We start from the raw sequence: 10,414 nt of genomic DNA on the forward strand, positions 1-10,414 counted from the left end.
GTCATCCGGCATGTGCTGCATCACAGCATCCTTGCAGAACCCCCTGGGCCGACCTTGATCGGCCGGACAAGTCCTAGATGACGTCGCCCACGCGATCGGGATGGACCAGAGCGAACTGGACGACGCGCTCGCCCTCTTCCAACAGGCTGGGCACGCCGCGCTGGCCGATCAGGAGACCTACCGCGGGTGGTTCATGACCCGTGTCCAGTTCCACGACGGGACTGTCCCCGACCGGGTCGTCCACGATCACTTGCTGCCGCTCCTCCAGAATGCCCAGGACCAAGGGCTCCTCGCCCAATGGTGGTTCATACGCAAGCCGCCCGGCTGGCGCATGCGCTTCCTTCCCTGCCCTGAGATCGAGCCTGCCGAGATGCGCAACGCCATCAGCCTCGATCTGGGTGCCATGTCCCTCCGCCACCGGATCAACAGCTGGACGACCGCCGTCTACGAGCCCGAGACCGCGGCCTTCGGCGGACCCGTCGGCATGGATATCGCCCACGCCTTGTTCCATGCCGACAGCACCCACATCCTCACCACCTACGCCACCGGCAACGAACCACCTCTCGGCCGCCGGGAGATGTCCGTGCTGCTCCTGTCGACCTTGATGCGTGGAGCGGGCCTGGAGTGGTACGAGCAGGGGGACGTCTGGGACCGCGTGTGTCAGGACCGCCCACTGCCCCCCGGTGTGGCCCCCGTGGAAGTTGGCCTGCTGCGAGAGGCGGTCCACTCCCTTGCCACCACCGATACGAAACCGTCAGGAGGTTTGCTCGGAGGGAACGGCCCGCTCGCCTCTCAGGGCCTATGGGTGGAAGCGTTCGCCGAAGCTGGGAGCACGCTCTCTGACGCCGCCGGTGCCAAGCGTCTCCGACGGGGCCTACGGGAATCGCTCGCATACCACGTGCTCTTCCACTGGAACCGCCTGGGACTGGCCGGAAAGACTCAAGCCATCCTGGCGCACGCCGCCCGCACTATGGTGCTCGAAGCCGCCTGAGCGCTACGGGGCGAGCTGGCGCATCGTCAAGTTCGTGCGCCAGTACGCCGTGACCAGCAGCACTCTGTCCGCCAGCGGCAGGCTCCACGGCCTGCCCCGGCGGGTGGCATCGACTCCCGTGCGACGCAGTGCCGTCACCAGCTTCGTGAACCGGAGCGGGCTCAGCCCGGTAAACGGGACTGTCCAAGACGGCTCCGACGCCGTGATCACACCAGCCACAGCAAGATCATTGCGCTGTGGTGGAATCCTCCGGCCGGTGAGGGTGGGGCCCGGAGACGAAGGCGAGGATGTCGCGGACCGCGTCGTGCAAGGTGTCGAAATGGCGGTGCACGCCGTCCACCGCTGCGGGGGTGGTGACGCCCCACACGGTCATCCCGGCACGCAGCCCGGACTGCACCCCGGAAGGGGCGTCCTCGATGACCAGGCAGTCCTCCGGTTGGGCACCAAGTCGCGCGGCGGCCTGCAGATACGGCACCGGCGACGGCTTGCCTTCCTCCACCGCGGCGGCGTCCACGAGGACTTCCGGGACCGGCAGACCCGTCCGCGCGAATCGTCCACGTACCCGGTGCTCGTAGTTCGACGTCACCAGTGCCCAGGCCCCGGGCCGCAGAGCGTTCAGCAGCTCCGAGGCACCGTCGAAAGCCGTATAGGTGCCGGTGCGGACGTCGTCGTCCTCCAGCTCGTGCAGTGCGGCCAGGCATTTCTGAGCGTCCCGGTCCGGAGCGACCTGCGCGAAGGTCTCCATCGGCCTCGTCCGTAGCGCCACTCGGTAGACCTCATCGGGGTCCAGTCCGTATCGCTCTGCCCACGTTCGCCAGACCAGGCGCTGATTGTCCACGGCATCGATCAACGTGCCATCGACATCAAACAGGACATACCTCATCGCACCAGGCTGGCCGGGTTCACTGATCACGCTTCGATCATGCCATCAGGCCCTGAGCAGGCAGTTTGCGGGAAAAGCCTTAGTGGCCGTTGTTGTACCGATCGTGGAGCCTGGCGAGTCGAACGGGGTTCTGAGTCGGGTGATGTTGGGGTGGTCCGGGCATGAAGGCAGGGCCTCTTGGTAGCTCGGGGTTGCGAAGCCAGCCGAGTTCCAGGAGACCCTGTTGCCGCAGTTCTACGCGCCGATGCCGGTGGAGTTCAACTCGGCTGCCCCGTCGTGTGGTTGTGTCGCCCACCGGTTCGGAAACGCAGCCGATCATCCCGAGCATGTTCGGCGCTATCCGTCCGATATGACGGACGCGGAATGGGAGACGGTCCGACTGCTGCTGCCAGTTCCGGCCTGGCTGGAGGGCCGGGGCGGACAGCCGGAGGGCTACTGCCACCGCCAGATGCTCGATGCGGTGCGCTATCTCCTCGACAACGGCATCAAGTGGCGGGCGATGACGGTCGATTTTCCGGCCTGGAGCGCGGTCTATGCGTTCTTCCGCCGCTGGCGCGAGCAAGGACTGATCGCCGAGTTCCACCACCGGCTCCGCGGCCAGGTGCGTCACGCCGAAGGGCGGTCGGCGGAACCGACGGCGGCGATCGTCGACTCGCAGTCCGTGCGGGCCGCGGAGACCGTCGGCGCCTCAACCCGCGGCTGGGACAACGGCAAGAAGGTGGGCGGCCGCAAGCGGCACATCAGCGTGGACAGTCTCGGGATGCTGCTCGTGCTGGTGACCGGCGCGAACGTCCAGGACCGCGATGCCGGCCTGCCGCTGCTGGAACAACTCCGCCGACTCCACCACAAGATCACACTCATCTGGGCCGACGGCGGCTATGGCGGCCGGCTCGTTGACTTCGCCCGCGAACACCTTGCCATGGCCCTGACCGTCGTCAAACGCCCCGACGACAGCACCGGCTTCACCGTGCTGCCCCGGCGGTGGTGCGTCGAGCGCACCCTGGCCCGGCTGATGCACCGCCGACGCCTGGTCCGCGACTACGAACGCCTGCCCACCACCAGCGAGGCGATGGTGATGTGGTCGATGACCGTGCTCATGGGGCGTCGCCTGGCCCGGCGCCGGCCGCACTCACCCGGCTGACACGCTCGCCGCCGCGAACATCCCGGATGCCGACTGCACCACCCAGCCCCGTTCCACCAGGCGCTTCAACCTCGCCCTGAGACCCTCGATCTTCGCGGGGACCAGCTCGAGATCCAGCAACTGAGCCAAGTCCTTGGCCCGCAGTCCGCCTTGAGGCGCCCCAGAGGCAGGCACCGACATGATCCTCTGGTAGTCCGGTGCGAGCACGCCCGCACCGAGGCCCTCCCGGCGATGCGGCACCACCGAGCCCCGCTTCGGCACCGTCTGGAGTCCATCCGGGCAGGCCAGCGCCTCCTGCGAGCCCGTCTCCTGCGGCTGGGACAACACCTGGCTCACCATCTCCCGCGCGGTCACCAGCCGTTCCACCTCCCGCTCGGTTTCCTCGAGCTCTGAGCGCAGCAGCTCGGCCCGTTCCCGCATGGACGCTTCCTTCGCCTCCAACAACCCCAACACCGACGCCACAAGCCACCCCGAACGAGAAAGAACACAGACGAGACATGCCTTCCTGGCCCGGCAGAAAGCCACTCCCACCATCAGAAACTCAGCGATCAAGTTCGGAACGACAACAGGTACTTAACGACGATTCAGAGCGGGCGATCAGTATTCACCACCGCGCCCCGGTCGACTCACCTCGCCACCCCTCTCGCCGCGAGGGGGGTGGGGAACAGGATGTGCGAACTTCTGGTCGTCCAAGTAATCGGCCGGGTCGGTGACCTGTAGCGATCTTTGCCATAGGTTGCTGACCTGGCCTTTTATCGATTGGAGGCGACGGGTTGCGACAGTCTTGATCGGGTGTCTTGCGGACTGTATGCGGACAGGGTCCGTTCGACCCGCAAGGGTCAAGACAAGGCCGTGGCAGGAACGGGCTGATCTTGCCACGGCCCTGATTGCGTGGGTGCCGGCTATCGAGGGTGTGACCTCCGTGTCGGGGCGTTCGAAGCGGTCGCTCACTGATCCTCGCCGCAACCCGGCTCTTCCGGGGCATCCTCGACATGTGTATGCGTCGCGGATGGCCTTCCGGGAGGTTTTTCGTCTGTACTCATTGGGGGCGGAGGAAGCGGGGGGTGTGGAGGCGGGGGAGGAAGCGGCCGTCGGATGCGTGTGTGGAACAGGATCGAAGGGAAAAGGAATCCGATGGCCCCGCCGGCTGCGATACCTAGCAGTGCAGAAAATAGAAGATCAGTACTGATGCCGGACTCTAACAGTTTCGGCATCCCTGCGATGAGGAGGCCGACCGCGCTCATCCCTAGCGCCCCCCACCAGCGGTCACGTAATTCTGGCGACTTTCTCTTCACTCTTTTCCTTTCGCTTGCTCAGCCCTCGAAAGGGGGCGCGCGAGACTGGTAGTCTCGCGCACCCCTATTGGGCCATGCGCTCGGTTACCCCCTAAAATCCCTGCCTGAGGGACCTTGCGAGAGGCCCACCTACGATTCCGCCGGTGGCTCCCCAGAGTGAACCGTTGAGAAAGGCATCGCTGCGATCTTCGGGGCTTCCGCCAGCAATCGTCGAGCCAATAGCCGCACCGGAACCAGCAGAGACTCCGGCGACTACTGCCCCGGCCACGAGGCAACCGACGCCTGTAGCGCACACGGTGGCCACCGCCGCCACGCCGACGGCCGTGCCAATGATGCCGCCGAGTCCTTCACCGATATCCGGCCACCCGAACAGGCCGCTGGGGTCGATGATGTTGGTGGGGTCACCAGAGGCGTACAGGTACGGGTTGGCTTCGAGGCCCGAGGGGTCGGGCTGGGTGAAGCGGCCGAGGTTGGCGTCGAAGTAGCGGGCTCCGAAGTGATACAGGCCGTTCGGGTCCTGGTAGCCGCCGGCGAACCGGTACGGCTGCGGGACCTTCTCGCTGGTGCTTGTCACGCCACGAGGGCTGTAGCTGTACGTGTTGACCTTCTCGCCGTCCGCGTTGACCACGGCCTCGACCGTACCGAGGGCGTCGGCGAGGTAGTAGTACGTGGCGTCCTTGGTGCGGAAGGAGTTGAGGGTGCCGCCCGGTTCACGCGTGAAGTTGGTGTCTACGCCGTCGACCGTCTGGGCGGACAGGCCCACCGGCCCGTTGTGGAAGGTCGTGCTGCCGAACTGGATGCGCTCGGAGCTGTCCGTGCTGCCGTAGCGGGCCTTGTGCGTCGTGCCGCCCTGGGTGGTCGAGGTGAGCTGGGAGTAGTCGCTCCACGTCTGGCCAGTGCGGGTCAGTTCCGCCGTCGGAGCAGCTGAGGTCTCGTTACCCGCGCCGTCGTAGGACCAGTTGGCCGTCGAGCCGTTCTTGCCGGTGATCTGGGAGGCGTCGTTGTAGGTGTACGTCGAGCCACCGGGGCAGCCCGCGGCGATGCCCTGCGAGGTGAGATTGCCCGCACCGTCGTAGCAGTACAGCCAGCTGTTGTCGTCTGCACCGTTCTTGGTCTGCTTGGTGAACGTCAGACGCCCGGCGGAGTCGTAGGTATAGGCCCGCTTGAGCCCGGTTACGGCGTCGGTCCGGGTGCGGATCTTCGAGCCGTCCTTGGTGGTGGCCCCGCTGGTGTACGTGTAGGTGTACGCCAGGTCCATCAGAGTGCCCTTGGCCGAGGTTGCCTTGATGGCGGTGGGTCGGTTCGCCTTGTCCATAGTGGTGGACACGACAGTACCGCCCGGGTAACTGACCTTGGTGCGGGCGTCGTTGGCGTTGTACTCGTAGCCGGTCTTCTGGTTGAAGGCGTCGGTGAGCGACTCCAGCTTGTTGGTCTTGCTGTAGGCGTAGCGGATCAGGCCGTTCGGGTCGTGGTAGGTCTCCACGTTCCCGTCCGCCGTATAGGTCAGGACCGTCTGTGAGCCGTCCTGCAGGGTGCGGACGGTCTCCCGGCTGAGCGGGTCGAAGTCGTACTTGACCACACCGGTGGAGTCCGAGCGCTGCTTGAGGTTGCCGTCACCGTCCCAGGAGTACGTGACGGTGCCGTTGGTGCTGGAGACCTTGGTGATGCGGTTGAGGCTGTCGTAGACGTAGACGGTCTTGATGCCGCGTCCGTCGAGCATGGTCTCGGGGCGGCCGAGGCCGTCGTAGGTGTAGGTGATCACGCCGAGCGGGTTGGGCGGAGTGACCTTGGTCAGGTTGCCCTTGGCGTCGTAAGTGAACTTTGTGGCCTTGCCGTTGGCGTCCTTGGCCTCGCAGCGCTGGCCCTCGAAGCCGCCGCAGGTGGGTGTGGCCGGGTTGTAGGTGAAGGTGCGGGTGCCGCCCTCGGTGCCGGCGACCGTCTCTTTGGTGGTGTTGCCCGCGCTGTCGTAGGTGTAGCCGACCGAGACGCCGTCCGCGGTGGTGACCTTGCCGGGTACGTCGGCGCCCGCGATGGTCTGGTACGCGGTCAGCGACGAGGTCGCGCCGGTCGGCAGCTTCGCCGAGGTCGGGTTGGAGCGGGCGTCCCAGCCGTAGGCGGTGACATTGCCTGGGGTGCTGCCCACTCCCATCGCATCGACGGCGGTGGTGACGTTGCGGTTCGCGTCATAGGTGCGTGCGCGCGAGTGCCCGAGCGCGTCGACCACCTTGGTGATCTCGCCGTCGGCTTCGTAGGTGTAGATGGTGGAGTCGCCGACCGGGTCGGTCACCGTGGTGGTGCCCGCGGCGTTCGGGGTGTCGTTGCTGTAGCGGTAGTTGTAGGTGGGGCCGGTCTCACCGGAGCCGTCGAAGGCGGTGGCCCGCTTCATCGACGTGACGCGGTTGTGGCTGTCGTAGGTGAAGACCGTGACCCGGCCCTCCGGCGTGGTGATCTTCGTCAGGCGGCGGTCGGCGTCGTAGCCGAAGCTGGTGGCCTTGCCCTCCGTGTCCGTGGTCTTGGCCAGGTCGCCGGACGGATTGAGGTCGTAAACGACGGTACGGTTGGCGTTGTCCTTGGCCTGCCACTGCGAGGCGTTCGTCTTGAGCAGGTCGACGAAGCGGCCTGAGCGCTTGTCGGTGAGCTTGAAGCCCTTGTGCTCGGTACCGTCGTCGTGCTGCTCGACGGTGATCTCGCCGCCGTTGCGGTCGTTGATCTTGAGCAGGGTGCCGGAGGCGTTGTAGGTGTCCTTCTGCCCGGAGCCGCGCTCGGTGATCGTGTATTCGCCGCTGGAGGTCTTCTTCAGGTCCAGCCGGTAGCCCTCGGGGGTGGTGAAGGTGCCGTCGGTCTTCTTCGTGAAGGAGACCGAGCCGCCGGTGACGTCGTAGAGCGTGACCTTGTCGGTCTCGATCTGCAGGTACCGCTCGTAGCTCGCCCACCAGCGCTGCGAGATCTTGCCCCAGGGTGCGTCCATCGAGTTGTACGTGCGGGTCAGCTGGACCTGCTGGCCGACACCGGCGACCTGGAGGTCGGTCGCCGCGAGCATCAGGTTGCCGGACGAGTAGTTGATGCGCGCCACCAGTGAGTCGGTGACCTGGACATCGGATATCTGGTGCCAGGGCACCTGTCCCTGCCCCTTGGGTACCACGGCCTCCGCCGCGGCGAGTGCCTTCGCGGTCGGTTCTGGAGCCTTCTTGCCGGAGTGGGCTCGAGCCTTCTGCGCGGCCCGCCACTGCGCAAGCGCGGCGGACGGCGCCTTTTCATCGTCGGCGGCTGGGGCCTTGGTCGTGCCGACCTTGACGGGCGGCATCTTGGCCCTCTCATCGCCCTGGCCCCAGGCCGAGACCGGTTTCTCGGCGTTGCCGGGGGCGGCCAGGGCCGGGACTGCTCCCACGGTGAGTGCCACGGCGACCGAGGCCGCCATGGCGGTGCGTCTTGCATGAATCCGGGCGCGTCTGAACGACGTGCCATGGGCACGTGACGACATGCTTCTCCTCAGGCAGACAAATCCCAGTGGCCCCTACGGCCACTGGGTCCCCGCAGGCTAAGCAGCACCTCACAGCAAACTCCTAGGAGCGCGATGACGGTTGCCTTGACTTTCAGCCCCGCGGATCTACGCGGATTGCGCGAATTGGTCGTCAAGGAGCGGAAGTTGAACCTTCACTTCGTGCTGTCAGCAGCCAGAGTGAAGTGGTGAGGGCGAATGGCCTGAATAGCGGGCGTCGTTGTTACCGAGAAGGTTCGCCGGTGAGCCGGTTGCCGATGGGCGGATTCCTCCACCCGTCGAGGGAGACATCGCCCTGGTCGACGACACCGGCGAGTTACTCGCCAAACGGCACATCACCGACGACGCGGCCGGATACAAGATCCTGCTCGACCTGCTCACCGAGTGCGGCGACACCGAAGACGCGCCCATCCCGGTCGCAATCGAGACCTCCCGGGGACTGCTGGTCGCGGTGCTGCGTCAGGGCAAGCGCCAGATCTTCGCGATCAACCCGATGGCAGCTTCCCGCTACCGCGACCGGCACAGCGTCTCACGCAAGTCGGATCCGACATCGTCCATGAGATTCGCAGGTCGGCGGGGGGCTCCCTCCTTGTGTGTTGCACACCTGCCGGGTGGCCCCGACAAAGTCGCTGCAAGGAATTCGACTTGCCGGGCCGTGTGACTGCGCCGGAAGCGGCTCTAAATGACCAGAACTCGGCGCCCGCGCGTGTGACCGGTGCGGCTGGCGATGTGGGCCGCCGCGGCCTCGGCGAGCGTGTACGACTTCTCGATCGGGATGTGGAGCTTGCCCCGCGAGATGAGGTCGGCCGCTTCGGCGAGCGCGGCCGGTACGCTCCCGGCCGCGCCGGAGAATCGGACACCGAGTTCCGGCGCAGCGAGATCGGCGATGGAGATCACCTTCTGTGGGTCCCCGGTCAGCTCGACGAGCTCGCGGATTACGCCCGAGCCGGCCAGGTCGAGGGCCGCGTCGACACGGCCGAGCTGCCGCACCCGCTCGACCCAGCCCTTGTCGTACGTCGTGGCGAGGGCCCCCAGGCTGCGCAGGTAGTCCTGGTTCGCGGCCCCGGCCGTACCGATGACCGTGATGCCGCGGTCGCGGGCGATCTGCAGCACCGCCGATCCGACTCCGCCGGCCGCGCCGCTGACCAGGAGCGTCTGCCCAGACCGCACCCCGACCTCGCGGAGGATGCGCAGCGCGGTCTCGACCACGGAGGGGTAGCCAGCCGCCTCTTCGAACGAAAGCCCCTCGGGCATGCGGGCCCAGGCCGACAGCACGGCGAACTCGGCATATGTACTTGCCCCTTCGCCGAAGACGTGGTCGCCGACCGCGATCCCTTCGACGTCCTCGCCGACCTCGTCCACCACCCCGGCGGCGTCCAGTCCGACCCCGGAGGGCAGCTCGATCGGATGAGCCCCCAAGACCTGGCCTTCGCGGATCCTCCAGTCGACGGGGTTCACGCCTGCCGCCCGCACGGCGATGCGTATCTGGCCGGGGCCCGCTTGGGGCTCCTCGGCATCGATGAGTTGCAGAACTTCTGGACCGCCGAACTCGGCGAAGCTCACTTTCTTCATGCGGCCGACCGTAACACTAACGGTTAGTGTTTAGTAACGGTTTCTATTTTGGATCTGGTAGCGTAATGGCATGACCGTGCCGACGACCGGACGCCGTGAGCGCAAGAAGGCCGCGACCCGCCAGAAAATCGCTGACACCGCCCTGCGGCTCTTCCTGGAACGCGGGTACGACGCGGTGGGTATCCGGGACGTGGCCTCCGAGGCCGACGTGGCCGTCACCACGCTTTTCTCCCACTTCGCCTCGAAAGAGGCCCTGGTGTTCGAGCGGGACGGCGATTTCGAGCAGCGCCTCACGCAGGCAGTCATCGATCGGGCACAGCACGAGCCACTCATCCCTGCATTGCGCCGCGAGATCCACGCCCTGGTGCGCCATTGCACGACCAACGGCGCCGCCCCGATCTGGCGCCTGATCGATGAGTCGCCCGCCCTGCGGGAGTACGAGGAATCTATGCGGCTGCGCCACGCGGAGTCGTTGGCAACGGCGCTCGTCGCCGCCCCCGACCTGCAGCAGAGCGCGACGGCCTGCCGCACGATCGCGAGGTTCGTGATCGATGCCTATTCACTGGCCCGTGAAGCGGTCGACCCACAGGCTGCGGTGGACGAGATCTTCCACATGATCGAGGCAGCCTGGAAGGTCACCTGCCCGTCGGCGAGCGGCCGCCGGGGATCCGACGGGTCGCGGCTGCGGGCCTGAGAAGGCGTCGCTTACCGCGGCGACGCAGGAGGTTGGCGTCGCCGCGGTAAGCGGCGATGGTCTGCTCGAACTCGTTGTTGGCCTATGGCGCGGTGGTGGTGACTGCAAGGACCGCCGAGGAAACGACACGAAGTTGAGACTCCGACGTCCGACACCACGTGAGACCACAGAAGAAGCTGCAGGCTACGAGGGCGCTCTCCGACACCGGCCGCGGGACCCTACAGCGCCTCAGGCCGGGGCCGTCGGTTTCTTCGATTCGGCTGATTCGGCGGCGCGGTATTGGGCGTTGATGCGTTGGGCTTCTTCGAGCTGGTCCTCGAGGATGATGATGCGGCAGGC

7 protein-coding genes and 3 pseudogenes are annotated in these 10,414 nt (G+C 66.5%); 4 read left to right on the top strand and 6 right to left on the bottom strand.

Annotation, left to right across the window (positions count from 1 at the left end; translation table 11 throughout):
• Window positions 1-100: 100 nt before the first annotated feature.
• On the top strand, window positions 101-991 hold the full coding sequence (locus OKJ99_RS05920; RefSeq protein ID WP_326014690.1) for a thiopeptide-type bacteriocin biosynthesis protein: 891 nt from the start codon (window positions 101-103) through the stop codon (window positions 989-991).
• 6 nt (window positions 992-997) lie between these two features.
• On the opposite strand, the pseudogene OKJ99_RS05925 reads toward OKJ99_RS05920, so the two are convergent.
• Window positions 998-1,210 (bottom strand): annotated as a pseudogene (locus OKJ99_RS05925) (IS5/IS1182 family transposase); the annotation flags it as partial.
• Between the two features lie 7 nt (window positions 1,211-1,217).
• A complete protein-coding gene (locus OKJ99_RS05930) occupies window positions 1,218-1,904 on the bottom strand; it encodes an HAD family hydrolase (protein WP_326014691.1) in 687 nt (228 codons plus the stop codon).
• 319 nt (window positions 1,905-2,223) lie between these two features.
• Here OKJ99_RS05930 and OKJ99_RS05935 point away from each other — a divergent pair, with 319 nt between their 5' ends.
• Window positions 2,224-3,015: an IS5 family transposase gene (locus tag OKJ99_RS05935; RefSeq protein WP_326014692.1), complete on the top strand. Its 792-nt coding sequence runs from the start codon at window positions 2,224-2,226 to the stop codon at window positions 3,013-3,015.
• Here the strand turns inward: OKJ99_RS05935 and OKJ99_RS05940 are convergent.
• Both OKJ99_RS05940 and OKJ99_RS05945 read right to left on the bottom strand, forming a co-directional pair.
• The gene (locus OKJ99_RS05940) at window positions 3,004-3,435 is read right to left on the bottom strand and encodes a hypothetical protein (protein ID WP_326014693.1); all 432 of its coding nucleotides are present in this window, start codon (window positions 3,433-3,435) and stop codon (window positions 3,004-3,006) included. The genes OKJ99_RS05935 and OKJ99_RS05940 overlap by 12 nt on opposite strands.
• A gap of 966 nt (window positions 3,436-4,401) precedes the next feature.
• On the bottom strand, window positions 4,402-7,728 hold the full coding sequence (locus OKJ99_RS05945; RefSeq protein ID WP_326014694.1) for an RHS repeat-associated core domain-containing protein: 3,327 nt from the start codon (window positions 7,726-7,728) through the stop codon (window positions 4,402-4,404).
• 346 nt (window positions 7,729-8,074) lie between these two features.
• Between OKJ99_RS05945 and OKJ99_RS05950 the strand changes: the two are divergent.
• A pseudogene (locus tag OKJ99_RS05950) lies at window positions 8,075-8,377 on the top strand (IS110 family transposase); the annotation flags it as partial.
• Window positions 8,378-8,487: 110 nt separating this feature from the next.
• Here OKJ99_RS05950 and OKJ99_RS05955 read toward each other — a convergent pair.
• Window positions 8,488-9,381 carry an NADP-dependent oxidoreductase gene (locus tag OKJ99_RS05955; protein WP_326014695.1) on the bottom strand — a complete coding sequence of 298 codons (894 nt, stop codon included), beginning with the start codon at window positions 9,379-9,381 and terminating at the stop codon, window positions 8,488-8,490.
• Window positions 9,382-9,451: 70 nt separating this feature from the next.
• On the opposite strand from OKJ99_RS05955, the gene OKJ99_RS05960 reads away from it, so the two are divergent.
• On the top strand, window positions 9,452-10,075 hold the full coding sequence (locus OKJ99_RS05960) for a TetR/AcrR family transcriptional regulator (RefSeq protein WP_326014697.1): 624 nt from the start codon (window positions 9,452-9,454) through the stop codon (window positions 10,073-10,075).
• Between the two features lie 228 nt (window positions 10,076-10,303).
• Here the strand turns inward: OKJ99_RS05960 and OKJ99_RS05965 are convergent.
• Window positions 10,304-10,414 (bottom strand): annotated as a pseudogene (locus tag OKJ99_RS05965) (MerR family transcriptional regulator); the annotation flags it as partial.

Source organism: Streptomyces endophyticus (assembly GCF_035798155.1).
GTDB classification, from domain to species: Bacteria; Actinomycetota; Actinomycetes; order Streptomycetales; family Streptomycetaceae; genus Streptomyces; species Streptomyces endophyticus.

What these genes read in the sequence shown, in the direction of transcription:
- OKJ99_RS05960 (WP_326014697.1), top strand. Translation starts at nt 9,452, where the DNA reads ATGACCGTGCCGACGACCGGACGCCGTGAGCGCAAGAAGGCCGCGACC.
- OKJ99_RS05940 (WP_326014693.1), bottom strand. Translation starts at nt 3,435, where the DNA reads ATGCGGGAACGGGCCGAGCTGCTGCGCTCAGAGCTCGAGGAAACCGAG.
- OKJ99_RS05955 (WP_326014695.1), bottom strand. Translation starts at nt 9,381, where the DNA reads ATGAAGAAAGTGAGCTTCGCCGAGTTCGGCGGTCCAGAAGTTCTGCAA.
- OKJ99_RS05945 (WP_326014694.1), bottom strand. Translation starts at nt 7,728, where the DNA reads ATGGCGGCCTCGGTCGCCGTGGCACTCACCGTGGGAGCAGTCCCGGCC.
- OKJ99_RS05935 (WP_326014692.1), top strand. Translation starts at nt 2,224, where the DNA reads ATGACGGACGCGGAATGGGAGACGGTCCGACTGCTGCTGCCAGTTCCG.
- OKJ99_RS05920 (WP_326014690.1), top strand. Translation starts at nt 101, where the DNA reads ATGGACCAGAGCGAACTGGACGACGCGCTCGCCCTCTTCCAACAGGCT.